The organism is Marinobacter sp., from assembly GCF_040882185.1.
In the GTDB taxonomy this organism is placed as follows: Bacteria; Pseudomonadota; Gammaproteobacteria; order Pseudomonadales; family Oleiphilaceae; genus Marinobacter.
Genome location: NZ_JBBEBW010000030.1, coordinates 1 through 22,761, shown reverse-complemented (window position 1 = coordinate 22,761; position 22,761 = coordinate 1). Strand labels below are relative to the sequence as shown.

The following is a 22,761-nucleotide window of genomic DNA, read 5'->3' as shown; positions in this document are numbered from 1 at the left end:
CACCCCGCCCTCGCCTTAAGCCGGAAACAAAGCGTTATTCCATCGAAGTCGCACCGATCCGGTGAATACTGACATCCGCACCATTGAACTCTTCCTCTTCGCTCAATCGGAGCCCTGAAACAGCTCTGACAATGCCATACACAACCAGGCCGCCAACAAACGCCACCACCACCCCGGCAACTGATCCAACCAATTGCGACATCAGGCTAACACCACCGAGCCCGCCCAGCGATGACTGGCCGAAGATGCCCGCAGCGATGCCACCCCAGACCCCGCACACACCATGTAACGGCCAGACACCGAGAACGTCGTCGAGACGTTCGATCCTGTTCTGGGCCCACTCGAACAGGTAGACGAAAATGGCCCCTGCAACGCCACCAGCGACAAGGGCACCCACCGGGTGCATCAGGTCAGAACCGGCACACACGGCGACCAGACCGGCCAACGGGCCGTTGTGGATAAAGCCCGGGTCTTTTCGGCCTGCGAGCATGGCAACCAACAGGCCGCCCACCATGGCCATCAGACTGTTCACGGCCACCAGCCCACTGATGCCGTCCAGAGTCTGGGCTGACATCACGTTAAAACCGAACCAGCCAACGGTCAGAATCCAGGCGCCGAGCGCCAGGAAAGGAATGCTGGAGGGAGCGAATGCGACAACCTTGCCGTTGCGATAGCGGCCTTTTCGGGCTCCCAAAAGCAGGACCGCCGCCAGTGCAATCCAGCCACCAACGCCGTGCACTACAACAGAGCCGGCAAAGTCGTGAAAAGCTGCACCAAACTGGCCCTCCAGCCATCCCTGGAAACCGTAGTTGCCATTCCAGATCATGCCCTCGAAGAACGGGTAAACGAGAGCAACGATGAGTGCCGAAGCGATCAACATCGGGTAGAACTTCGCACGTTCTGCTATGCCGCCTGAGACAATGGCCGGAATGGCTGCAGCAAAGGTTAGCAAAAAAAAGAACTTGACCAGCTCATAGTCCTGGCTGGTAGTAAGGGTTTCAGCGCCACTAAGAAAATGGCCGCCATAAGCGATGTAATACCCTACAAAGAAATAGGCAATGGCGGAGACACCAAAATCGGTGATGATTTTTACCAGCGCATTAACCTGGTTCTTATGTCGGACAGTGCCCACCTCAAGGAAGGCGAATCCGGCGTGCATGGCCAGTACCATAATGGCACCGATCAGTATAAACAGCGTATTGGCGCTCTCGGTCAGGGTTTGTACTGCACTCGTGATGTCCACGCGATGTTCACTCCTGAGTAGTGGCCGTTCATGGATGTCGGCTCTGGGCATTGTTAGAGTGCAGTATGAGCAAGAGGTGTTCCAGAATTGAGCAATGTGCGTGATGAAAGGGCGTTACATGGGTAGGCATTAAACGTTGATCGATAGCAGATCAATTATATTCCTGATTAAGCACTATAATGGTGCAATTTGTTGGCTTGTGCCGTTTATTGGTGCTTTGGTGCGCCAGAGCGCCCAGCATGGATAAATGATGCGATGTGTGCCATAAGGTTCGATATTCGATGATCAGAGATGTTTTAAGGGAGCAAGGCTCGTGAAAAAAGAAAGGATCCATCTGTGGTTAATCTTGTTGGTCTGCCTGGCGGTTATCGGCGGTTGCGCCTCTGCTCCGGAAACCTCATTGCCCAGTCCTGAAGCCAGTCTGACCAACACTTACTGGAAGTTATTGGAAGTAGGGGGCGAAGAAGTTCGGGTTGAGGACAATCAGCGAGAAGCCCATCTTATCTTTCGTGACGACTTTCATGTTATTGGCCATACCAGCTGCAATAGTCTTAAGGGCATGTACGGTGTCACCGAGGGCAATATCGGCTTTATGTCCATGGCGTCAACGCGGATGGCCTGTCCCGGAGACACTACTGAAGAACCGATGCTGCAGGCTCTGAAGAATACAGCGGACCTCATTATTGAGGGTGACCGGATGACCTTATTGAACGAACAGGGCGAACCGTTGGCGATCCTCGGAGCGGTGTATCTGAATTGAAGTCGCCCTGATGGCTTCGTAATGGAGTAACGAATTAGCGAGATGGAACACGGCTCGACCTTGAATCTGCGCTCAGGACGCGTCCGCTGTTGGGGCGGTAGGTGTTACCAGTTCCGGCTGCTTGGCCGGGTGCCAGATTACCCGATTGCGGCCTTCTGCTTTACCTTGGTACAGCCGATGGTCAGCAGCGGCAAGCATGGCCCGTAGCTCGTCGCCGTCTGGTCCAAATTCGGCTACGCCAATGCTCATGGTCATGGCAATGGAATCGGCTCCGATCTCAAAAGGGTGGGTCTCCAGGGCTGACCTGAGTTCCTCCGCGACTTGCATCGCCCTACGCCCGGGTGTATCTACCAGTATAATGCCAAATTCCTCACCACCCAGTCGGCAGGCAAGATCCGTCGCCCGCAGCCGTTTCTGAAGAAGCCTGGCGACGTAAACCAGAGCTTTGTCGCCAGCTTCATGGCCATACTGATCATTCACTTCCTTGAAGTAGTCCAGATCAATGACCAATACAGTCAGGGGGTGTTTCTCCCTTATAGCCCGGCGTCTCTCCCGCTCGAAAATATCGTTGAACCGGGCGCGATTGGCCAAACCAGTCAGAAAATCCGTTTGCGCCATCAGAAACAGCCCCAACTCGGATTTTTCCCGGCTGATCTCATAAACGTGAGAGAACGCCAGGATCGACAGTGCAATAATAATGATATTGGCGATAGGCAGAGGTTGCATTAACTCCGGGCTGTCACCGTGTTTATAAAAGAAAATGATGCCAGCGGTAGCGATGAAAAAAATTGCAACTCCAAGGCCGAGCCGACGGCCAAGTAACAGGTGCGCAAGAATCGGTACCAGCAACACCCAGGCAAACACCGACGGTGTCGTGCGGGGTGCTGTCATGGCAAACATCATAGCGGTAAAAAAAGGCAGGACGTAAGCCAGAATCCAGCGTTCGAGATGCGGCGTCTTACGGATGATATAGAGCAGAAAAACCGAATATCCCACCATCAGGAGTTCAATGAAGGCGAGGGCCTGAGAGCCAAAGAGGAAGTTCAAACCAGCAAAAAACACTCCGGCGGTGATTGTCACCCAGAGCAAGGCGGTTAAAACGACTTTCCGATGAGGTTGCGCGAGCTGCGCTGCCGTTTCCTGGGTGGTTTCCATACCGTTTTCTATCTGATTGGTAATGTACGAATCGATAAATTAGTCGAGCTTCCTTGTGGTTACAAGATGCCGAAATGCCGAACGATGCTAAGTCTTTGATACTCGAGTTTGGTTCCATAAAAAATGACATTTTATAGGACTAAAGTCTAAGTCTGATTGGGGCGCTAAATCGGTTGTTTGAACCCGGCGGAGCCAGAGCGCCTTCAGTCGCGATTCGGTTCACGTAGCGACCCGTCAATAGGTCCAGATCCCTCTGATGACGGCAGCGGCGCCCGCGACGGCTGCTATGCCGAGTATCAGCGGTCGCAGGCTACCGAAAGACACCCGATTCACCAATAGAGCAGACAGCAGGAACCCGGCCAGCACGCCAGGGAACGTGACCACAAACAGCATGACCTCACGCATCCCCAGATGGCCGGAAATCAGCAGGGCAGTGGCACTGGCGAAGCTGGCAAACAGAAAGAACGCTGACATATTGGCCCGCACCAGAGGGCCTTGTTCGTTCTGATAGATCAAGGCGATGGGTGGTCCGCCCACGGCGGTAATCGTTCCCATGTAGCCGGAGGCCGCCCCGGCAATCACACTGTTTCGCGGTGTCAGTGTTGGCCGCAAACCGGCAACACTCAGTGTCACCGCCGCCAGAATCAAGCCGCCGAAAATCAGTCCGAAGGCCTGGGTGGATATCACGGCCAGGGTTATCCCCGCCATTACAGTGCCTACCACATCACCACCAATAGCAAACCGCACGTCGCGGAAACTCAGGCTGGCGCGATTACGGATCAGCATCAAGACGGTCAGTATTACAGCGTTGAGCACCAGCGGGCCGGGAATTAGCAGGGGACTGATCAGGAACATCAATGGTGCCGACAAGGTGCCGATCCCGTAGCCGGCTACCCCCTGCAGACAGGCGCCAGCAAGCAGGGCAAGGTTGGCCAGTAAAATCTGGATCAGGCTGAGGTCAGTCACGGAAATCGAAGCTCCTGTTAAAGTCCGTTTTGCCAGAATGGCTCCGCATGAACCGCAAATACTCAGTGAAACGGGGCATACCTGCGCTTCATCATGCGGCTATAAAAGAGGCCAGTCCGCTGCGTCCACGGTGTGTAGTCCCACAGGTTGCTCTGCCTCACCGCCCCAACGGTCTATGAAGGTACCGACCGGGTCGTATTGCTGGGTCTGTTTAACCAGATTGAACTGACGTAGCCCACGGGGGTCCGCTCCCACCCCAGCCAGATACTGCCAGTTACCATAGTTGCTTGCCACATCATAATCGATCAGTTGTTCTTCGAACCAGGCAGCGCCATAGCGCCAGTCCAATCCCAATTCATTCACGAAGCAACTGGCCGCCAACTGTCGGGCCCGGTTGCTCAAGTAGCCGGTTTCCCGTAACTGGTTCATGGCTGCGTTCACAATCGGATACTCTGTGTTGCCCTCGCACCATGCCTTGAACCGATGTCCGTAGAAGGTTGCCTGGCGCCGTTTGCGTTGGACGCCATTCCGGCGGAACAGATTGGCGCCATGTCGGATGGCATACCAGTGGAAATACTCGCGCCACAGCAGCTCGAACCATAACCAGTAAGTGGACTCGTTTCTGGTTTCACAGGTTTCGTATTCCGTTAGCGTTTCCACAACCTCGCAAACAGACAGGCTGCCGTTGGCCAGCCACGGGGAAAACTTGGAGGACGCATCCCAGTCTTCCAGGGCGTTGCGGGTTTCCTTGTAGCGATCAACTCCGTGGGTGGTGTAAAGGAACTCGTGCAGCCGGGCCAGGCCGGCCGCCTCTCCGCCTAAAAAAAGCAGTGGGTGTTGTGGCTCCGGGATGGGTGGACAGTCGCCCCGGTTGTCTTCAGGAAATCCCGGTGGCGGTGGTAACGCCGTCAACGTACGGATGCGTAGCCGCTCTGACGGACGATCTCCGGCGCCCTCTATGCGCTTACGAAACTGGGAGAAAGTATCCGGCAATTCCGCCAGTGGGATAGGCAAGGAACCTTCGGTGAACAGACTCAGGGTTTCGAATTGCTGAAACACTGCTTCAGCCGTTTTGGCCTTGATAACCTGCCACTGCGATGCCTCCCGGGTACCCGGTTGCCGGGATTGGATCACCCTGTCCACGGCGTGACTATGAATCAGCTCCGGAATAACCGTTTCGGGTTCACCGTAAGCTATATGAAGGCGCTGACCCAGTGGTCGAAGGCTGCGCTCCAGCGCCATCAGACTTTGCCATAAGAAACGCCAGCGGTGGCCGCCCATGGCTTTGCTTTGCAGCGGCCCCGGAGCAAACCAACGTGGATCCACCACATACACGCACAGCAGCATGTCGGACTTTGAGGCGGCCAGAAGTGCCGGGTTGTCGTGCAGGCGTAGATCCCGGGTAAACCAGTAGAGAGTATTCAAGGTACAAGCGTCCCTTTTACGGCGGGTCTAAGCACGGGTTTACGTTGATCGCAGTGCAAAAGATCAGACCTGCAAATCCGAGGGATTAAAGCTCCTGGGCGGTCGGCCGCAGGATGATCTCATTGATATCCACGTCGTGGGGCTGCTCGATGGCATAAACAATCGCACGAGCGACGGCATCCGCATCGATAGCCACTTTATAGAGCTCTTCGGCCGCTTCGGCCGCAGATGGGTCGGTGATGGTGCTGGTCAACTCGGTGGCTATTGCACCCGGCGAGATATTGGTGCTGCGAATTTCCTCACCAGCTTCCATACGAAGACCTTCAGACAGAGCCTTGACGGCGTACTTCGTGGCGCAATAAACGGCCGCACCCGGGAACAATTTGTGACCCGCCACGGAAGACAGGTTGATCACGTGGCCGCTGTGCTGTTCTCTCATGGTTGGCAGCACAGCCGCGATACCGTACATCACACCTTTGATGTTCACATCGACCATCTGGTCCCACTCATCAACCTTGAGTGCGTCCAATGGCGCCAGCGGCATCAGACCAGCGTTGTTCACCAGCACATCAATACGGCCAAAGGTCTCTTGGGCAGTGTTGGCGAGGGCTTCAACCTGCTTGCGGTCGGTCACATCGGTAGTTTGCCAGATGGCCTCACCGCCGTTGGCCTTGAGTTCCTCGGTCAGTTTGATCAGGCGCTCTTCCCGACGCGCGGCCAGAACGAGCTTGGCGCCACGCTCTGACAGCCGGCGGGCAGTGGCTTCACCAAGCCCACTGCTGGCGCCGGTAATGATAACGACTTTGCCTGAAATCTGGTCATTTGCTGTAGTCATAAAGAATCCTTGTTAAATGCCTGGAATGATTTACGCGGTGGTTGTTTGGTCGGCCAACGATGGATAGTCGATGTAACCCTCGGCATCGCCACCATAGAAGGTGCTGTCGTCCCACTCGTTCAGTGGTGCATCCTGGCGGAAACGCTCCGGCAGGTCCGGGTTGGCAATAAATGGGCGTCCGAAGGTGACCAGGTTGCAGCGTCCAGCGCTGATACGGCGTCTTGCCTCTTCCGCGGTGTAGGCGCCATTGGCAATGTAGCTGCCTTTGAAATTGGCCTGGATGGCATCAATGACAGATTCCGGCCGACCGTTGGCGTGGTTGCCCTGGAACGAGTCTTCCACCACTTCGATGTAGGCCAGGCCCAGGTCGTTCAAGTGTTTGGCCAGGACGCTGTAGGTTTCCAGGGGGTCTTCGTCATACATGGCGTTAAAGCTGCCCGTTGGGCTGACGCGAATGCCCACGTTTTCCTTGCCCCAGACATCAATGGCCGCCTGGGTGACCATCAGCGTGAGCTTGGCGCGGTTCTCGGCGGAGCCGCCGTATTCGTCGGTACGTTGGTTGCTACCGCTTTTAAGGAACTGATCAAGCAGGTAGCCATTGGCAGCGTGTACTTCCACGCCATCAAAACCCGCTGCTTTCGCGTTCTGCGCACCAACGCGGAACTGCTCCACAATGCCGGAAATCTCGTCGGTCTCAAGGGCGCGAGGCTCCGGTATCTCGACCATGCCGGAGTCGGCGCTGACAAAGGTCTTGGCGCCTTCGGGGGCAATAGCTGAGGGTGCAACAGGCTTGCGGCCGTCCGGCTGCAGATCCGTGTGGGAAATTCTGCCTACATGCCAAAGCTGAAGGTGGATACGGCCGCCGGCCTCATGGACTGCATCGGTGACTTTTTTCCAGCCAGCAATCTGTTCATCTGAATGAATACCCGGCGTGAAGGCGTAACCCTTACCCTGAGGCGATACCTGAGTGGCCTCACTGATGATCAGGCCAGCACTGGCGCGCTGTTGATAGTACTCGGCGTTCATGTCGTTAGGTACGTCGCCGGGCTGGCTTGAGCGTGAACGGGTCAGGGGCGACATCAGCACACGGTTTGGCAGCGACAGGTTGCCCAGCTTGAAGGATTCGAACAGCACGTCCTGGGGGTTGTTGCTCATATACGTTACTCCTGTTGGATTAACTTAAATTAATTAGACCAGTCTACTAGGGGCAAAACGAAAAAAATTTACCCAGTGCGCAGGCACTGTTTGAAGAAGACTTTAGCGAACCGTTCCATGGGCTCGGTGGATTTCACTACCTTGGCGCGCAGAATGGCGCCTTCCCAGCCAGACAACAGAAAACTGGCTACTTCGTCGGCATCCAGGGTATGGTCAATATCACCGTTTGCCTGGGCTTCTGCGATGCAATGGGAGAACTTCTTTTCCCAGCTAGAGAACACTTTATCCAGCCGGGTCCGAAACATTTCATGCTGGCCAGCCAACTCCTGACCCAGATTGCCCATCAGGCAGCCTTGTGAGTACTCACACTCTGTCATGGTTTCCAGGCCGGTATCGAAATAGGCCTGGAGGCGGTCAATACAGGATCGGCTCGGATCTGTAAGGATCTGTTCCAGCTTGCTCTCGTATTCTTCACCGAACGACTCAATAACCGCCAGGCCGAAGTCATTCTTGCTGCTAAAATAATGGTAGAACGAGCCCTTGGGCACACCTGAAGCTGTGAGCACCGCATTAAGACCGGTTGCACCGAAGCCTTTGCGAGCGATCAGATCGGCCCCGACCTGAATGATGTGATTGCGGGTATCGTTTGAAGTCATGGTTGTCATATTAGACCGCTCGTCTACAATGAGTCAAACACGTAAAACCCGAAACACGCTTATTCTGAAACGAGTTTATAAGGAGTTACCAGTGATCAAATCTCGCGCGGCCGTGGCATTTGCCCCCAACAAGCCACTGGAAATTGTGGAGGTGGACGTTGCACCACCTCAAAAAGGCGAAGTACTGGTGCGCATTGTGGCCACCGGTGTCTGCCACACAGACGCTTACACCCTGTCTGGCGCTGATTCCGAAGGTATTTTTCCCGCCATTCTCGGTCATGAGGGCGGCGGTATCGTGGAAGCGGTTGGCGAGGGTGTGACCTCGGTTGAAGTAGGTGACCACGTTATACCGCTCTACACGGCAGAGTGCGGCGAGTGCAAATTCTGCACCTCTGGCAAAACCAATCTGTGTGGCGCCGTGCGCGCGACCCAAGGCAAAGGCGTAATGCCTGACGGTACCTCCCGTTTTTCCTACAAAGGCGAGCCGGTCTACCACTATATGGGCTGCTCTACGTTCTCCGAGTACACCGTATTGCCAGAAGTATCGCTAGCCAAAATCCCGAAAGAAGCGCCGCTGGATAAAGTCTGTCTGCTCGGCTGCGGGGTGACCACTGGCATTGGCGCTGTCTTGAACACCGCCAAAGTGGAAGAGGGCGCAACGGTGGCGGTCTTCGGTCTCGGCGGTATCGGTCTGGCGGCCATCATCGGCGCGACTATGGCCAAGGCCAGTCGTATCATCGCCATCGACATCAACCCGGGTAAATTCGACATCGCCAAACAGCTTGGTGCGACGGATGTGGTTAATCCGAAAGACTTCGGCAAGCCAATCCAGGAGGTCATCGTTGAAATGACCGACGGCGGTGTGGATTACTCGTTCGAGTGCATCGGTAATGTCGATGTCATGCGGTCAGCTCTGGAATGCTGTCACAAGGGCTGGGGTGAGTCCGTCATTATTGGTGTCGCTGGCGCTGGCGAAGAAATCAGCACCCGGCCGTTCCAACTGGTTACCGGCCGGGTCTGGAAAGGTTCTGCTTTCGGTGGCGTAAAAGGTCGGACCGAATTGCCGGGTTATGTGGAAAAAGCCAAAACCGGCGAGATTCCGCTGGACGTATTCATCACCCACAATATGCCGCTGGAAGACATCAATGAGGCGTTTGAGCTGATGCATGAGGGTAAAAGTATTCGGACGGTTATTCACTTTTGATTTGGTGATTGTGACGATGTTGCTCTTCTGCCCTGATTCTTCGCGGATGGGAAGCTGGTGTCATCGGTGTGGGATTACGGTGGCCGAGTCAATCCGTTTGTGGACAGCGTGTTCGAACGGGAGAAGTTTGTAATCGATGGACACGAATACAGCCTGAGCCAGATGGAAAAGGAAGTCCTGCTCGGGGATGAATACGCGGACAAGGGCTGGAAAGACGCCCGTGTTCATTTTGCGGTGAACTGTGCATCTGTTGGTTGTCCTCCGTTGCGGGACCAGGTCTACACCGCCAACAACCTGGAGGACCTGCTGGCTGAGAACACCCGGCGGGCATTTGCAACCGACCACCACCTGAAAGTTGAAGGAAAAACGCTCTATCTCTCGAAATTGTTCAAGTGGTACGAGGAGGACTTCAGAGAAGCTTCCGGGTCACGGAAAGCGTTTATTGTAAAAGGGGCGGGTTCCTCCATGGTGAATCGTGTTGCAGAAACATTGGAGATAAAATTCATCGATTACAACTGGGCCCTGAACAAGCCAGCCAACTTACCGGAATTACATTAGCCCCTGTCCACGGTCGTTCAAAACCGCTCACAAGATAGCCGCTGTTCCGGAAAATAGCGGCTTCTTTTTTCAATTATTTGGCAGTTGCTTTTACATCTGCAACCTTCTCTACGGTTTTATCCGGATAGCTCCGCGCCTCATTCACCCGGTCGGCCTGACCACCCATGGCCAATGCCGTACTTGCGGAAAACGAAAGAGCGATGGCTGCGAGAATCAGTCTGAGCTTTTTCATGGTTTGGTACCTCAGGTTGTGGGCGACAGGGACAGTCTGTTCAGTGTTGGTCAGGTCGCCCTCGCATGCTATAGACATCTGTCTGGGCCCCTCCGTTACAGGTTTTCGAAGGTATTCGGCGAAGGAAAACAGAGATTTGCATATAGTAAAACATTATAAAAACCACTCTATGCATGCATGTTGATTGGATTCATAATGATCGCTCAAAAATCATCAGCAAGTAGAGGAGAAACGCCATGCGCCTTTTATTGGCAATGATTCTGGTCTTTGTCAGTTCGCTGGCATCGGCTGAAGGTGATAAGCCACCGCCGCTGGTGGATGCGGGGTGGCTGAATGCCAATCTAGACCGGGATGATCTGGTCGTACTCGATGTACGTTCCGGCATCGATAATGGCGGCGACCGCAGCAGTTTCCAGCAGGCTCATATCCCAGGCTCAATTTATAGCAGCTACACCGGGGATAGCTGGCGTGAGAGTCGGGACGGTGTCGCCGGATTGTTGCCACCGGTTGTCAGTCTGGAACGTCTGATTGGTAGCCTGGGGATTGGTAATGACGATACGGTTGTGGTTGTGCCTGCTGGCACCGGCGCCACAGATTTCGGTAGCGCGGCGAGGGTTTACTGGACCTTTCGCGTACTTGGTCATGATGGCGTCACGATTCTCAATGGCGGCTTTGCCGGATGGAATGCCGGAGGGCATGAGATTGCCAGTGGCGAAGGGCACCAGCGTGCTGTCACACAGTTTGAGGGCAACCTTCAGCAGGAGCTGATTGCTTCACTTGAGGAAGTCGAAGAAGCGCGTGGCACTCAGGCCCAGTTGGTGGATGCGCGCCCATCGGATTATTTCCGGGGCGAAAACCAGTCGCCTGCAGCCAGGGCGCCGGGTACGATTCCGGATGCGCGGAGCCTGCCCCATGGGGATTTTCTGAGTGAACGTGGCCAGGTTTGGTATCTCGACCAGGACAGCATCACCGCGCGGGTAAACCAGGCCGAACTGAACCCCGCCACCCGCACAATTGCCTTCTGCAATACCGGCCATTGGGCCGCTACAGACTGGTTCGTACTGAGCGAGCTGGCGGGGTTTGAAGAGGTTGCGATGTATGATGGCTCCATGGCTGAGTGGTCTCAGGACAGCAATCGTCCATTACAGGTAGCAAAGAAAGGTCTTGGCAAACTTATGGACCTGTTTAATTGATTCAGTTAACCCGGTGGACATGTAATGAGTGATTCGGCAATTATTCAGCCAGAATTTCAGCAACCTGGCTGGAGAGTAGACCGTTTTATCGTGTCAACGGCGCTGGTGAGCCTTTTTCTCTTAGGCGGGCTGATCTGGCTGGAAACTGCCCCGTTTATGGTGGTGTTGTTTGTGATTGGCACTGTGCTTGGCATGACGCTGTATCACGGCGCTTTCGGCTTTACTGCTGGCTGGCGCAACCTGGTGGTAAAAAAACGAGGCGCGGGCATGCGCGCGCAATTGCTGCTGTTTGGAGTCACCTCGCTGATTATGGTGCCGATGCTCCATAGTGGACAGGCTGGCTTGGTAGGTGCGGTTGCGCCGGTTGGTACTTCCCTGGTGGTGGGCTCTTTTCTGTTCGGCCTGGGCATGCAGCTGGGCGGTGGCTGTGGCTCCGGCACCCTGTTTACTTTGGGCGCTGGCAACATCCGTATGGCGGTGACGCTGGTGTTCTTTATTGTTGGCGCAGTGCTTGGTTCCATCCATCTGCCCTGGTGGCTGGACCAGCCGGGGTTTGATCCGGTACCGCTGGTGGACACCTTTGGGGTCAGCGGCGCCATCGTGATGCAACTGGTCGGGCTGAGCCTGATTGCCTGGTGGGTCAACCGCATTGAGCGAAATGCCCATGGCAATGTTGAAAAGGACGAGCTGCTTTGGAAAGGTCAGGAGCACGGCGTGTTCAGGACGCTGCTGAGCGGCCGCTGGCCCTTCACCTGGGCCATCTTGATTCTGGCGGCTGGAAATGCCCTCACACTCGCGATTGGTGGGGCACCCTGGAGTATCGTCTTTGCGTTCAATGTGTGGGGCGCCAAAGCGTTGGAGATGGTGGGCGTTAATATGTCCCAGTTCGAATTCTGGACCTGGGATTATCCTGCCATGGCGCTGAAGGATTCCGTGCTCACTAATATTCCCTCAGTGATGAACTTCGGGCTGCTGCTCGGTGCCATGCTGGCGGCGGGCCTGGCTAACCGTTTCAACGAAGCCAGTCGCAACCGACCGGAAGGCCGCCAGTTCCTGGCCGCCGTGGTGGGTGGCCTGCTGCTGGGATACGGCGCCCGGCTTGGCTTTGGCTGCAATATAGGTGCGCTGTTTTCCGGCATCGCTTCGGCCAGCCTGCACGCCTGGGTGTGGTTTGCCTGTGCCTTCGTGGGTTCGCTGATCGGCATCCGCCTGCGCCCCTGGTTCCGGTTGCCAAACTGATGCGGGAAAACACGATGGAGCGAGCTTACAGCCAGGCCAGGATTCTCGCGATACTGGGGATTATTCTGGGGCTGATTCTGGTGGACCACCTGAACAGCCCCACCTTTGCGTTCAATTCGGGACAGGGTAACGTGGAGACGGCCTTGAATCAGCGGGATGAAACGACCTGTGCGCCTTGTGGGGCACCTTGTCCGTCCACACGGGACTGATCGATTCCGACAAACTAGCCGGTGTGACCGGCGGGAGAGACTGGTTATGAGCAAGGTATGTGTTGTCATGGGTGTGGGGCCAGGCAATGGTGAGGCTTTCGTACAACGATTCTGCGACGAGGGCTTTCAAGTGGCCATGCTGGCCCGCAGCGAAGATTACCTGAAACAGCTGGAGCAATCGGTTTCCGGTGCCCATGCCTTCGCCTGTGACATGATGGAGCCAGAGCAGATTACTGCGGTATTGTCGTCAATCGAGAGCAAACTCGGACCGGTATCGGTGATGCTCTACAACGCCGGTGGTGGTGTGTTCAAGAACGTCGAAGAGGCCAGCCTGGAAGACTTCGAGGCCAACTGGCGCCTCAATGTGCAGGGTCTGGTGGCGGCCACCAAGGCGGCACTGCCACAGCTCCGGCAGCATGACGCCGCCAGCATTATCGTTACCAGTGCTTCGGCGGCAACCCGGGGTAGGGCCAATACCGCGCCCTTTGCTTCGGCTAAAGCGGCCCAGCGCAGCCTGGCCCAGTCACTGGCCCGTCAGCTTGGGCCGGAAAAAATCCATGTGGCGAATGTGATTATCGATGGCGTGGTGGACCTGCCCCGCACCCGTGAGTGGCTAGTGGACAAGCCGGATGATTTTTTTGTGAAACCGGCGGCGGTGGCGGATGCAGTCTGGAACCTCAGCCAACAGGACCCGTCCGCCTGGACCTTTGAACTGGATATACGTCCATTCGGGGAAAACTGGTAACGGCGCTGGTGTTCGGCACCGTTTGCCGACGCAATGTCCTGATTGAAAATGCTCGAACCAGCGGCGCAGGTACATGTCGGTGTAAAAAAACGTACCAGGCCCTCGCACCAGAGGGCTTTTTCAATGCGCCGGGCAACTGGATTGTTCACGGGTCTGCTCCTTCGGCGCCCATGTGCCATTCACCAGTGATTCAATATCGGCGAGGATAGTTGGCGCACCCGTAACCAGGGCTAGCCAGCTCAGGGGGATGCCTCGCTCACCGCCAACTCCATGGATTGCCGCCATGGCTGGCCCGATAATCCACGCCCGACCACAAGAGTCACCTCCGCAATGGATATTGGCTCGAACGGCCTCGGTGTAGCTCTGCGCATGGCTCAGGATATGAAAGATCACTGGCATAGCCTCGTGGAGGTAACAGGTGCGGCCGAAGGTGTCGCCAGCACCTGGCGCATCCAAACCGGCGCCGAGCCGAGCTTTGTTGATATCCTTCGAATCGGGTGCTTCGGGGACGGCAGCGTCCAGGGCCGCTGACATGGATTCGCCCCGGAACAGGTGATCCAGAAGCCGGGTAGCGCAGCGGGCCCATGCCACGGCTTCATCATTGTGATTAGTCACCCGGACAGCCGCTTCTATGACTTCCATCAGGGTGTCGCTACCACAGTAGGCGGCCACCAGCGGCGGCAGTTTAGAAATAGCCGGAAGCTGCATGTCATCGGCGCCGCTTTCCGGTAGTAACTGACGATCAATGGTTTCCGCCAGGTGAACGCCTGCTCGCTGTATCTCCGGTTCTTGATAGGTAAGGCTGATGGCACGGGTGACCGGTTCAGCTAATTGATCACCACTCAGGCGCCGGGTGTAAGGCAAAACTTTCTGGACCAGAATACGTTTCTGCTTATCTGTCAATTCGGTTGTAATGCTCGTTTGAGCCTGTTCAATCGCGTTCTGCTCAATACTGTGCAGATTAGCAAGAGTGAGACGGGTCGGATTATCGATATAACCCTGCCATTGACCACCTGGGCCAAAGAAAGCGCGAAAACGCCGCTGATAATCGCGGATATCCAGGGTGCCTTCGCCAGCCAGCAGGCAGTGGGTCAGTACGCCAGTGGCTGCGCCATAGTGGCTGAGATCACCAGACTGTTTGCCTTCATGCGCAAAATAACCGAACCCGCCTTTGAAATAGTCGGCCTTCGGCGGCAGGAATTCCGGCGACTGGCCGCCAACTTCCATAATGCGGCTGCTGTCGTACAGCCAGTGCAGGCCCAGGCTGGCGGCGTCCGCAACCCAGCCACCGGCAAGGGCGGCAATCATTGCTGGTTTTCGGTCCCGGGGTACAATGTGGATCATTGGAAATCCTCGTCGGTTGCGCGTTGATGTTTGGCGTAATTCCAATCGTAACCGTCCCTTAACTCAAGGTCGCTAACTGATCCGCCAACTCATTGAGCCTTGCAACCGCCAGCTCAGGCTCTGGTCCCAGAGGGAACTGCTGCTGGCCGGGACGACCAACAAACGCGGAACGCATGCCAGCCCAGGTTGCTCCAGCCACGTCCCATCCGTGGGCAGCTACCAGCATGCATTCGGAGACATCCACTCCAGCCCGGCGGGCAGCCCAGCGATAAACATGGGCGTGCGGTTTGTACAGCCCAACGCCCTCGACACTCAGCGCCGACTCGAGCAGCTCGTCGAGACCAGCGTTCTTTAACTGATCGGCGACCGCTGCGTTCGAGGAGTTCGTCAGCGCTAGCAGCCGGTAATTCGCGTCACGAAGGCGTTCGAGTGCAGGGACGACGTCTGAGTGTGGAGGCAAGGAGCGCATCGGAGCAATCGCGTTCTTTGCTGCGACTTTGTCGAGTTCGATCCCTTGATTTCCCGCGACCATGCGGAGACACGCAACGGCGATTTCACCAAAGTCGCTGTAGCGGTCAGCTACCGTCGTAACCAACGAATACTGCAACATCGTGGTGAACCAGAGCGGGACCAAATCCGGGCGGTCGCCCAAGGCTTCGCCCACGGTCTTCTTTACAGGCCCCAAGTCGAGGAGTGTCTCATTAACATCGAAAAAAATGACCTTTGGTCTCACCATGACTCGTATACCTTCTACTCTCGGACCGCGTTCATCGTAGGAACTATAGCCCCAACGCGGTGATGATGGAGCGCATCGACTCAGCGCTAAACTTGTAGTGCGGTCTATTTTCTTTCTTGAGTGACCGCTCAACCTTTCAATCACGTTACCTTTCTCGTACTCACGCTTCAAGACAAACATGATATGAAAACATTACGCTAGACTTGTAGGCGGTGACGGGGGATACCGGTGAACTGATCCAGACGGCGGTAATGGCGATCAAAGCCAGAATGACCGTGCAGTAAATCAGCTATGAGCTATTCCCCTATCTGACGATGGGGGAGGGGCTCCAACTTTGTGCTCAGACGTTTACCAAGGATGTGAAGCAGTTTCCCTGCTGCTCGGGATAGACAATCAGAGGCCTGCCGCTGCGAATCTTGAAATCCGGTAAGGTGGCACATAGATCTGTTCTGCACGTTCGAAAGTAGAGAACCGGTTGAATCTTTGCATAGCCCTTAGATGTATAATATGATGTAGTTAAGCATCAAAAGTGATTCAGGATAATTTTTATGCGTACTACTGTGACCATTGACGATTCGCTTTACCAAAAGGCTTTGGATGTTGCCGACCCGGATATGAACAAGGCAGATTTATTCCGGGAGGCAATCAGTACCTTTGTGCGGGTGCAGGCCGCCAAGCGCCTTGCCGCGCTGGGTGGGACTGCCTCTGACATGAAGGATATCCCGCGCAGAAAAAGTGAGCTCGGCGCCTAATGAGCGTGCTGGTCGATACGTCGGTGTGGGTGGACCATTTCAAGCGACACAGAGAGTCGCTGGTGGTTTTGATGCTACGGGATGAGGCGCTTACACATCCCATGGTGCTGGGCGAACTGGCCTGCGGCACGCCGCCCGCGCCACGGGAGCGCACGCTTGGCGATATCGGCTTGTTGCGGCCAGCCACACAGGCGAGCTGGAACGAGGTGATGGCATTCATCGAGCGAGAAAAGCTTTACGGGCTGGGTTGTGGCCTTGTGGACATGTCATTGCTGGCATCCACCCTGATGACCCCGGGCGCCCGTCTGTGGACGCTGGAAAAGCGGCTGGCAACTCTGGCGGCGCGGTTTAATATTGCTTTTGATGCCGACTAAATGATATCGAATTGATGTGATAGCTACAGAACCCATGCGCCTCTTACCTGGCTGCACTTTCGTGTTTTAAAAAGCTTTGACTGCAGGGGGCATGCTTGCTCTTGATGTCAAGTACCTGGCGTCAGGTGTTATCTTCAGGTCTACTTTTTATGTTCAGGGCTTGAGCGATCTGCTCATCAATGCGGCGAATCAGCTCCGGATCAGGCTTGCCAGCGGAGTGCGCTCGCATAAGGTCGGTACTGGCGCGAAGATTACCGATAAATGAACGGCAATCCTTGCACATCATCAAGTGCATTTTGACTGACAGCTTCTGCGTTGCTCCCAGTTTACCATCAATGTAATCACTGGCGATTCCCTCCAAATCTCTGCACCCGCAAAAGGCGGGTACTAAAGTCGGTACCGGTCCAGAATATTTGCCATGTCCTCGCCAAGCTCGACAACATCACGGGCACGGGTGTTCCGTTGTGCAAACGAGCGCAAGCCAATGATCTGGGCCTGGATAAGGCGGGCAAGCCGACTACAGTCTACGCCAGGCTTCAGTTCGCCGTTGTTTTTGGCTCGTTCGAGCACGTCGCCAATACGGTGCTCTATGGCATCAAGGATCTGATTGACCTGATGATTAATAGCGGGATGAGTGTTACTGGATTCCAGTAGTGTTTTTACCAACATACAGGCACGGGAGGGCAGCGGGCAGCCCGGCGCACAGGCCATTGCGATTTCTCTCAGGTAGTCCTGCAAGCCATCGATAATAGACGGGTATTTTGCCATGTGGCTGGAAAGATAGTCGCCGGACTCCTTGGCATAACAGGACAACGCCTCAAGAAACAAACCGTCTTTGCTGCCAAACGCTGCATAGATGCTGCCGGGGCGCATATCCAGCGCGTGCTCAATCTGTTTGATAGAAGCGTTGTGATACCCCTTTTGCCAAAACAGAACGAGGGCTTTATCGAGAGCGGATTGTCTGTCGTAACGTGCAATTCTCGGCATGATTCTCTACTTCTCAACGTGGCTGTGCGGTCTGTCTTGACGAATATTTGAGAGAGCACAGGGTGACTTCAATCGAGATTATATATTGAATGATCGCTCAAAAATAGATACGCTAGCGTTGTTGAGTGATCAATCAACAATATTTTTAATATGGAGAATTTTTCAATGGTTAAATTTACGCTTCACGACAAACAGTCCGCTCCAGAACAATCCAAGGCGCTTCTCGACGGTTCGTTCAAGGCGTTCGGTATGATTCCAGGTTTGCATGCGGTAATGGCGGAATCTCCGCAGGTGCTGGAAGGCTATAAAAAGCTGCATGAACTGGTGCTGGCCAGCAGTTTTGACAACGACGAGACCACCGTGGTGTGGCAGACGATAAATGTTGAGCATGCCTGCCACTATTGCGTGCCAGCCCACACCGGTATCGCCAAAATGATGGAAGTTTCAGACGACATCATTAACGCGCTCCGGGACGAAACACCGCTGCCGAACGACAAGCTTGAGGCGCTGCGCACCTTCACTCTCGCAGTGGTTCGCAAGCGTGGGGAGGTCAGCTCTGACGAAGTGCAGGCTTTTATCGATGCCGGTTATGCACAGCGACAGGTACTGGAAGTGATGTTGGTGTTGTCCCAGAAGGTAATGAGTAATTATATTAATCATATCGCTGAAACGCCGGTGGATGAGCCTTTCAAAAAGTTTGAATGGAAGAAAGCTAAGTAAATCAGGCCCGTCGTTCGAAAAAGCCTCGCGAGAGAGCCAATACCTGACTGGTTGGAAGCGGTATCAGTCGGGTATACGAGCCTGAAATTTGTACCAGCAGTCGCTTCTGTGCAGAAATTACTCAATAACTTCGCTGATCTGAACAGTCACTGACGATTATTGGCCTTGTGCTTTATACACCATAAGCTGATCTCCCCGTCCATCTTCAAGTCTCCCCCTGCAAAATTGTGCCCGATTCTCTGAGTCTTTCCGGATCTAGCGGCTTACTCGTTGCGCTGTCAAATTGGTTGTTGATTGATCAGCTTTATTTATATAAGGTAAACGAATTAATAATAAGTAAACGAGGCAAGCGATGTTTGGTCAACCACTTGTGGGCGCGACGGTCCTTCAGGGGGCACACCCGGAAGAAGTGTCTTCATTCGTTAACCAGTATATCGGGCAGCATCGTCTGGAAATGCTTGACGAACGGAAAGGAAAATCCAGTCTCAGCTTCAGGGAATTTGCCGGTTTGGGGTTGTCACAACTCAGTTACGGCAACCATGTTCGGGTAAAAAGTCCTGAGCTGGATTCGATCTACCACTTTCAGGTTGTCACCCGGGGTGAATGTGTCTGGCATCAGGCGGGCGAGCGCATGAAGGTACTCGCAGGTGAAGCGGTGATGGTGAATCCTTATGAAAAAATCGACCTGGAATACTCGGAAGATTGTGAAAAACTGATCATCAGGATGCCAGAGCATGCGGTGAACAATGCCCGGGCACTGGCTAAAAGCCGGTTGCCGGATGACGGTATCCGATTCGTCCGGGCACCAGTGAAACTTAGTGAGTGTCCGACACTGGTCAACATCATGAAGGCGGTACTGTCGGAATTTGAGGAAGCGGAAGACGATGACATCAGTCTGGTGTGCGCGCCTTATCGAGAGATCATCCTCAAGAAGCTGCTGAAAACGTTTCCCAGCAACTGGTCAGGCCGGGAGTCCGGGCCTCTCTGCACACCGGCACTGGGGAAGATGCTCGGGTATATCGAGCGGAATGTCCGTAACAATATCGATATCGAGGAGCTGTCTTCCGTCTCCAATATGAGTGTGCGCTCCATCTACAACGCGTTTGCAAAAACCTTTGCAACCACCCCGAAGTGTTACATCAAACAGCTGAAGCTATTGAAGTTGCGGGAAGAAATAATTGAGGGCAAGTGTCGGAATGTCACCGAGATCGCTCTGGATTATGGATTCACTCATCTCGGACGATTCTCATCGGACTATCGAAAGAACTTTGGTGAACTGCCCTCCGAAACCTTGAAGATGGCGGGTTAATCAGAGGGCTCCTTAGGCTCCGCCATTACCCTCTTTTTGCAGTCCACAGATCTGCCGCGTCACACGGTCACTGCATTCCCGAACCTTTTCGAACAGGAAGGTGCCCTCGCTAATGTCCGTGTCCCGTTCCAGGCCCAGCAGGGTGATAACCGTTACAATACTGCCGTTGATGTCGAACACCGGCATACTCAGCACATTGATCTCGGGCAGGTAATCGCTGAAGAAGGCGCAGTAATTGTCTCGTTTGATACGGTCCAGGTATGGCTGCAACTCTTCCCGGGTGACGGGCTTGCCGCTGCTTTTGGGCAAGGTTCGGGAGCTCTTGTAATACTGGTCCACCAGTTGTTTGCGGCGGATGGCGGGCAGGTGCGCCAGGTAAATTCTGCCGGAAGCGGAATTCAGCGGCGATAATTCGGCACCCAGCCGAACGTTAACCGAGATTGGCTGGCTGGAGTCGAGCCACTTTATCACCAGCGGGCCATTACCGTTCCACACGGTAACCGAGACTGTTTTATCGGTCTGCTCGTTAAGACGATCCACCGCCTCATAGGACAGTTGGATGGGATTGATCCGACCCAACGCGGAGATGCCCAGAGTGAGGCTGGAATTGCCAAGAGTATACTGGGTGTGGTTCACCTGGTTGATATAACCTTCCCGCAGCAGACTCACCAGATATTTGTGGGCGCGGCTGGGGGACAGGTCGAGTGCGCCTGAAAGCTCCTTGAGGCTGGGCGGCCTGGGAGCCATGGAAATGTAGTTCAGGATGTGGAGACCGATTTCCAGCGATCCGATGCCCTGTCGCTTGGGGCTTTCGTCTGCCATGGGTGTATCCATTCTCAAATGACTGTGGCCGGCGGGCGTCATTGGAATACAGACGCCCTGGAGACTTTGGGCGCCTGTTTTCCGGTTTGCTCGCAAGGATACCAATTCTGACGGTCCGGATCAGAATTTGTACTTGGCCATGACCTCAACCTGCTGGCCTTCTGGCAGCAAGGGGCCAAAGGCAAGGTTATACTTGCGCCATTCCACGCCTACATCCAGGTCCGGCGTTACGGCATGAATCAGGTTGGCGCGGTGGGCCTCGTAATTCGTGTCGGCGATGTCGTCTACCTCGACGGCGGTGTAGGCCACGTTGGCGCGCCATTCGCTGTTGATGACGAAGCGGAAACCGACATCAACGCCGGTCTGGCTGACGGCATTACCATTTTCCACATCCGGGGATGCCAGACTGTTGTTCACGCCCACGCCGGTAAAGGCACCCAAACCTTCGCCGTGATGGGCATTCAGATTGAAACTGTGGGGCCCGATCATGAACTTGGAGCCAACAGCGCCACCGCCGACAAAGTCACCATTCTCCAGTTCGCGTCCGGAAGCGGTAAGGGTGACACGGTGCCCACCATCAAGATTCAGGTTGTAGTTGACGGCCAGGTCCGGCGTATCGGCATCGTTATTGACCGGATCTTGCGCGGTGAAGCGGAAACCGGCAACTTCGTGGCTGATCAGGGTGGTGCGGAAGTTGAAGCCACCCAGTGTGCCCCGTGGGCCGCCCAGGAAATCCAGATAATCGTGATAGGCCACGCCCCAGAACTGACCGGTCCAGGTTTGTCCCACGGTGGTCTGGTCGATCTTGATAAAGGCATGGCGTAGCCGCAGATCGTTGTTCTCGCCCGGAAAGGTGCCACCGTAAAAGTCCCCCTCGACAAAGCCGACAATAGTGTGGCCGTGTTGCTGGGTCACCGCTTTCAGGTTAACGCGGGTTTCGTTGGAACGACCAAAGATACGGGAATCGCCGTCATCCACTTTTTCATAAACGCCTTCGGCTTTGAAATAGCTACCAATGCTGAAGGCAGTGTCGTTGAACGTGCCGAGTTCAAGTGCGCTAGCGGCGGGAGTAGCGCTGAGACCTGAAGCAATGGCCAGCGCCAGCAGTGAGTTACGATAGTTCATTATTTTCTCCTTGTTGTTTGGCACTTGAACTATCGATTATTCGGGCCGGGTCAAATATCCGGTTAGTGAATATCCCTATCCGTTTTATGTACGTTTATACACTGAGTGCGGTTTCGACTTTCTCCAGGTTCTGATCCAGCTCTGCGGAGCTGCCGTCAAAGTGAACTTTACCTTTCACAATAACAACATGGCGGTCGCAGAGTTTTTTCAGCGCCTTGATGTTCTTGTCTACGATCAGTGTGGAAATACCCGATTCGCGGATGGTCGCAATGACATTCCAGATGTCCTTACGGATGAGTGGCGCCAGGCCTTCAGTGGCTTCATCCAGGATCATCAGGCGGGGGTTGGTCACCAGGGCGCGACCGATCGCCAGCATCTGTTGCTCACCGCCTGAGAGCTCCGTGCCCAGGTTGGACAATCGTTCCTGGAGGCGGGGAAAGGTCGTCATAACCCGGTCGAAGTCCCACCCGGATTTGCCGTTACTGTCCGGGCGGGCCGCCATCTGAAGGTGTTCCTTTACTGTCAGATTGTGGAACATGCCCCGGCCTTCAGGCACATAGGCAATGTCTCGGCGCATGCGTTTCCAGGTCGGCAGGGTGCTGATGTCCTCGCCATCGAAATACACGTGGCCACTGCGTGGCGGCACGATGCCCAGAATCGATTTGAGAGTGGTGGTCTTTCCCATGCCGTTGCGGCCCATCAGACTCATGGACTCGCCTTTGTTCAGCGTAAACGACAGGTCGTGCAGGATATGACTGCGGCCATAAAGGGTATTGAGGTTTTTTACTGCCAACAGGCTGCTGTTGCTCATGCCGCTTCCTCCTCGTCATCTTTCCCGAGATACGCCTCTTTTACCCGGGGCTCGTTGCGCACTTCCTCCACGGTACCGGTAATCAGATGGGTGCCGTTATCCAACACGGTGAGTTGGTCAGACAGCTCGAAGATGGCGTCCATATCATGTTCCACCAGCACAATGCAGTAGGTTTGCTTGAGCTCGCCCAGCAGCTCGATGATGCG

26 protein-coding genes and 2 pseudogenes are annotated in these 22,761 nt (G+C 55.0%); 12 read left to right on the top strand and 16 right to left on the bottom strand.

Annotation, left to right across the window (positions count from 1 at the left end):
- Nucleotides 1–34: 34 nt before the first annotated feature.
- Entirely contained in the window at nt 35–1,243 is a 1,209-nt protein-coding gene (locus tag WEB64_RS14785; RefSeq protein WP_368059040.1) for an ammonium transporter, read from the bottom strand.
- A gap of 313 nt (nt 1,244–1,556) precedes the next feature.
- Here WEB64_RS14785 and WEB64_RS14780 point away from each other — a divergent pair, with 313 nt between their 5' ends.
- On the top strand, nt 1,557–2,003 hold the full coding sequence (locus WEB64_RS14780; protein WP_368059042.1) for an META domain-containing protein: 447 nt from the start codon (nt 1,557–1,559) through the stop codon (nt 2,001–2,003).
- A gap of 72 nt (nt 2,004–2,075) precedes the next feature.
- Here the strand turns inward: WEB64_RS14780 and WEB64_RS14775 are convergent, their stop codons facing one another.
- The 6 genes from WEB64_RS14775 to WEB64_RS14750 all read right to left on the bottom strand — a co-directional run bounded on the left by WEB64_RS14775 (nt 2,076) and on the right by WEB64_RS14750 (nt 8,195).
- A complete protein-coding gene (locus WEB64_RS14775) occupies nt 2,076–3,158 on the bottom strand; it encodes a GGDEF domain-containing protein (protein ID WP_368059044.1) in 1,083 nt (360 codons plus the stop codon).
- A gap of 234 nt (nt 3,159–3,392) precedes the next feature.
- The gene (locus WEB64_RS14770) at nt 3,393–4,124 is read right to left on the bottom strand and encodes a sulfite exporter TauE/SafE family protein (RefSeq protein WP_368059046.1); all 732 of its coding nucleotides are present in this window, start codon (nt 4,122–4,124) and stop codon (nt 3,393–3,395) included.
- 99 nt (nt 4,125–4,223) lie between these two features.
- Nucleotides 4,224–5,549, bottom strand: a complete 1,326-nt coding sequence (locus WEB64_RS14765) for a DASH family cryptochrome (protein ID WP_368059048.1) — start codon at nt 5,547–5,549, stop codon at nt 4,224–4,226.
- A gap of 85 nt (nt 5,550–5,634) precedes the next feature.
- Nucleotides 5,635–6,384, bottom strand: coding sequence for an SDR family oxidoreductase (locus WEB64_RS14760; RefSeq protein WP_368059050.1), 750 nt, complete (start codon nt 6,382–6,384; stop codon nt 5,635–5,637).
- A gap of 30 nt (nt 6,385–6,414) precedes the next feature.
- Nucleotides 6,415–7,539: an alkene reductase gene (locus tag WEB64_RS14755; RefSeq protein WP_368059052.1), complete on the bottom strand. Its 1,125-nt coding sequence runs from the start codon at nt 7,537–7,539 to the stop codon at nt 6,415–6,417.
- A gap of 68 nt (nt 7,540–7,607) precedes the next feature.
- Entirely contained in the window at nt 7,608–8,195 is a 588-nt protein-coding gene (locus WEB64_RS14750) for a TetR family transcriptional regulator C-terminal domain-containing protein (RefSeq protein ID WP_368065661.1), read from the bottom strand.
- A 91-nt stretch (nt 8,196–8,286) separates the two neighbouring features.
- Between WEB64_RS14750 and WEB64_RS14745 the strand changes: the two genes are divergently transcribed.
- On the top strand, nt 8,287–9,399 hold the full coding sequence (locus tag WEB64_RS14745) for an S-(hydroxymethyl)glutathione dehydrogenase/class III alcohol dehydrogenase (RefSeq protein ID WP_368059056.1): 1,113 nt from the start codon (nt 8,287–8,289) through the stop codon (nt 9,397–9,399).
- Between the two features lie 57 nt (nt 9,400–9,456).
- Nucleotides 9,457–9,957, top strand: a complete 501-nt coding sequence (locus WEB64_RS14740) for a DUF547 domain-containing protein (RefSeq protein ID WP_368059058.1) — start codon at nt 9,457–9,459, stop codon at nt 9,955–9,957.
- Nucleotides 9,958–10,030: 73 nt separating this feature from the next.
- Here the strand turns inward: WEB64_RS14740 and WEB64_RS14735 are convergent, their stop codons facing one another.
- Nucleotides 10,031–10,267, bottom strand: coding sequence for a hypothetical protein (locus WEB64_RS14735; RefSeq protein ID WP_368059060.1), 237 nt, complete (start codon nt 10,265–10,267; stop codon nt 10,031–10,033).
- A 158-nt stretch (nt 10,268–10,425) separates the two neighbouring features.
- On the opposite strand from WEB64_RS14735, the gene WEB64_RS14730 reads away from it, so the two are divergent.
- Genes WEB64_RS14730 through WEB64_RS14715 form a run of 4 tightly spaced genes read left to right on the top strand, consistent with a single transcriptional unit; the run spans nt 10,426 to nt 13,575 of the window.
- Nucleotides 10,426–11,382 (top strand): sulfurtransferase, encoded by a 957-nt coding sequence (locus tag WEB64_RS14730; RefSeq protein WP_368059062.1) that lies wholly within the window; start codon nt 10,426–10,428, stop codon nt 11,380–11,382.
- Nucleotides 11,383–11,406: 24 nt separating this feature from the next.
- The gene (locus tag WEB64_RS14725) at nt 11,407–12,621 is read left to right on the top strand and encodes a YeeE/YedE family protein (protein ID WP_368059064.1); all 1,215 of its coding nucleotides are present in this window, start codon (nt 11,407–11,409) and stop codon (nt 12,619–12,621) included.
- Entirely contained in the window at nt 12,621–12,830 is a 210-nt protein-coding gene (locus WEB64_RS14720; protein WP_368059066.1) for a hypothetical protein, read from the top strand. Before WEB64_RS14725 ends, WEB64_RS14720 begins: the two co-directional genes overlap by 1 nt.
- Nucleotides 12,831–12,876: 46 nt before the next feature.
- Entirely contained in the window at nt 12,877–13,575 is a 699-nt protein-coding gene (locus tag WEB64_RS14715; protein ID WP_368059068.1) for an SDR family NAD(P)-dependent oxidoreductase, read from the top strand.
- A 120-nt stretch (nt 13,576–13,695) separates the two neighbouring features.
- Here the strand turns inward: WEB64_RS14715 and WEB64_RS14710 are convergent, their stop codons facing one another.
- Both WEB64_RS14710 and WEB64_RS14705 read right to left on the bottom strand, forming a co-directional pair.
- Nucleotides 13,696–14,919 (bottom strand): ADP-ribosylglycohydrolase family protein, encoded by a 1,224-nt coding sequence (locus WEB64_RS14710; protein WP_368059070.1) that lies wholly within the window; start codon nt 14,917–14,919, stop codon nt 13,696–13,698.
- 58 nt (nt 14,920–14,977) lie between these two features.
- Nucleotides 14,978–15,655 (bottom strand): haloacid dehalogenase type II, encoded by a 678-nt coding sequence (locus WEB64_RS14705; protein ID WP_368059072.1) that lies wholly within the window; start codon nt 15,653–15,655, stop codon nt 14,978–14,980.
- A gap of 197 nt (nt 15,656–15,852) precedes the next feature.
- On the opposite strand from WEB64_RS14705, the pseudogene WEB64_RS14700 reads away from it, so the two are divergent.
- From WEB64_RS14700 to WEB64_RS14690, 3 genes and pseudogenes are all read left to right on the top strand, one after another.
- Nucleotides 15,853–16,044 (top strand): annotated as a pseudogene (locus tag WEB64_RS14700) (mercuric reductase); the annotation flags it as partial.
- Between the two features lie 159 nt (nt 16,045–16,203).
- Nucleotides 16,204–16,407 (top strand): type II toxin-antitoxin system VapB family antitoxin, encoded by a 204-nt coding sequence (locus tag WEB64_RS14695; protein WP_368059074.1) that lies wholly within the window; start codon nt 16,204–16,206, stop codon nt 16,405–16,407.
- Nucleotides 16,407–16,781: a type II toxin-antitoxin system VapC family toxin gene (locus tag WEB64_RS14690; RefSeq protein WP_368059076.1), complete on the top strand. Its 375-nt coding sequence runs from the start codon at nt 16,407–16,409 to the stop codon at nt 16,779–16,781. The genes WEB64_RS14695 and WEB64_RS14690 overlap by 1 nt, the downstream gene beginning before the upstream one ends.
- A gap of 121 nt (nt 16,782–16,902) precedes the next feature.
- On the opposite strand, the gene WEB64_RS14685 is transcribed toward WEB64_RS14690, so the two are convergent.
- The gene (locus WEB64_RS14685; protein WP_368059078.1) at nt 16,903–17,142 is read right to left on the bottom strand and encodes an anti-sigma factor; all 240 of its coding nucleotides are present in this window, start codon (nt 17,140–17,142) and stop codon (nt 16,903–16,905) included.
- Between the two features lie 26 nt (nt 17,143–17,168).
- Nucleotides 17,169–17,768 (bottom strand): TetR/AcrR family transcriptional regulator, encoded by a 600-nt coding sequence (locus WEB64_RS14680; RefSeq protein ID WP_368059080.1) that lies wholly within the window; start codon nt 17,766–17,768, stop codon nt 17,169–17,171.
- A gap of 165 nt (nt 17,769–17,933) precedes the next feature.
- Between WEB64_RS14680 and WEB64_RS14675 the strand changes: the two genes are divergently transcribed.
- Both WEB64_RS14675 and WEB64_RS14670 read left to right on the top strand, forming a co-directional pair.
- Entirely contained in the window at nt 17,934–18,488 is a 555-nt protein-coding gene (locus WEB64_RS14675) for a carboxymuconolactone decarboxylase family protein (protein ID WP_368059082.1), read from the top strand.
- 352 nt (nt 18,489–18,840) lie between these two features.
- Entirely contained in the window at nt 18,841–19,797 is a 957-nt protein-coding gene (locus WEB64_RS14670) for an AraC family transcriptional regulator (RefSeq protein WP_368059084.1), read from the top strand.
- Nucleotides 19,798–19,809: 12 nt separating this feature from the next.
- Here the strand turns inward: WEB64_RS14670 and WEB64_RS14665 are convergent, their stop codons facing one another.
- The 4 genes and pseudogenes from WEB64_RS14665 to WEB64_RS14650 form a co-directional block, all read right to left on the bottom strand.
- Nucleotides 19,810–20,619, bottom strand: a complete 810-nt coding sequence (locus tag WEB64_RS14665) for an IclR family transcriptional regulator (protein WP_368059086.1) — start codon at nt 20,617–20,619, stop codon at nt 19,810–19,812.
- 120 nt (nt 20,620–20,739) lie between these two features.
- Complete coding sequence (locus WEB64_RS14660) at nt 20,740–21,744, bottom strand: porin (protein WP_368059088.1); 1,005 nt, start codon at nt 21,742–21,744, stop codon at nt 20,740–20,742.
- A gap of 94 nt (nt 21,745–21,838) precedes the next feature.
- The gene (locus tag WEB64_RS14655) at nt 21,839–22,555 is read right to left on the bottom strand and encodes an ABC transporter ATP-binding protein (protein ID WP_368059090.1); all 717 of its coding nucleotides are present in this window, start codon (nt 22,553–22,555) and stop codon (nt 21,839–21,841) included.
- Nucleotides 22,552–22,761: pseudogene (locus WEB64_RS14650) on the bottom strand (ABC transporter ATP-binding protein); the annotation flags it as partial. The gene WEB64_RS14655 and the pseudogene WEB64_RS14650, both read right to left, overlap by 4 nt.

What these genes read in the sequence shown, in the direction of transcription:
- WEB64_RS14755 (WP_368059052.1), bottom strand. Translation starts at nt 7,539, where the DNA reads ATGAGCAACAACCCCCAGGACGTGCTGTTCGAATCCTTCAAGCTGGGC.
- WEB64_RS14730 (WP_368059062.1), top strand. Translation starts at nt 10,426, where the DNA reads ATGCGCCTTTTATTGGCAATGATTCTGGTCTTTGTCAGTTCGCTGGCA.
- WEB64_RS14710 (WP_368059070.1), bottom strand. Translation starts at nt 14,919, where the DNA reads ATGATCCACATTGTACCCCGGGACCGAAAACCAGCAATGATTGCCGCC.
- WEB64_RS14725 (WP_368059064.1), top strand. Translation starts at nt 11,407, where the DNA reads ATGAGTGATTCGGCAATTATTCAGCCAGAATTTCAGCAACCTGGCTGG.
- WEB64_RS14690 (WP_368059076.1), top strand. Translation starts at nt 16,407, where the DNA reads ATGAGCGTGCTGGTCGATACGTCGGTGTGGGTGGACCATTTCAAGCGA.
- WEB64_RS14680 (WP_368059080.1), bottom strand. Translation starts at nt 17,768, where the DNA reads ATGCCGAGAATTGCACGTTACGACAGACAATCCGCTCTCGATAAAGCC.
- WEB64_RS14670 (WP_368059084.1), top strand. Translation starts at nt 18,841, where the DNA reads ATGTTTGGTCAACCACTTGTGGGCGCGACGGTCCTTCAGGGGGCACAC.
- WEB64_RS14775 (WP_368059044.1), bottom strand. Translation starts at nt 3,158, where the DNA reads ATGGAAACCACCCAGGAAACGGCAGCGCAGCTCGCGCAACCTCATCGG.
- WEB64_RS14695 (WP_368059074.1), top strand. Translation starts at nt 16,204, where the DNA reads ATGCGTACTACTGTGACCATTGACGATTCGCTTTACCAAAAGGCTTTG.
- WEB64_RS14715 (WP_368059068.1), top strand. Translation starts at nt 12,877, where the DNA reads ATGAGCAAGGTATGTGTTGTCATGGGTGTGGGGCCAGGCAATGGTGAG.
- WEB64_RS14720 (WP_368059066.1), top strand. Translation starts at nt 12,621, where the DNA reads ATGCGGGAAAACACGATGGAGCGAGCTTACAGCCAGGCCAGGATTCTC.
- WEB64_RS14705 (WP_368059072.1), bottom strand. Translation starts at nt 15,655, where the DNA reads ATGGTGAGACCAAAGGTCATTTTTTTCGATGTTAATGAGACACTCCTC.
- WEB64_RS14675 (WP_368059082.1), top strand. Translation starts at nt 17,934, where the DNA reads ATGGTTAAATTTACGCTTCACGACAAACAGTCCGCTCCAGAACAATCC.
- WEB64_RS14735 (WP_368059060.1), bottom strand. Translation starts at nt 10,267, where the DNA reads ATGTCTATAGCATGCGAGGGCGACCTGACCAACACTGAACAGACTGTC.
- WEB64_RS14655 (WP_368059090.1), bottom strand. Translation starts at nt 22,555, where the DNA reads ATGAGCAACAGCAGCCTGTTGGCAGTAAAAAACCTCAATACCCTTTAT.
- WEB64_RS14760 (WP_368059050.1), bottom strand. Translation starts at nt 6,384, where the DNA reads ATGACTACAGCAAATGACCAGATTTCAGGCAAAGTCGTTATCATTACC.
- WEB64_RS14750 (WP_368065661.1), bottom strand. Translation starts at nt 8,195, where the DNA reads ATGACTTCAAACGATACCCGCAATCACATCATTCAGGTCGGGGCCGAT.
- WEB64_RS14660 (WP_368059088.1), bottom strand. Translation starts at nt 21,744, where the DNA reads ATGAACTATCGTAACTCACTGCTGGCGCTGGCCATTGCTTCAGGTCTC.
- WEB64_RS14665 (WP_368059086.1), bottom strand. Translation starts at nt 20,619, where the DNA reads ATGGCAGACGAAAGCCCCAAGCGACAGGGCATCGGATCGCTGGAAATC.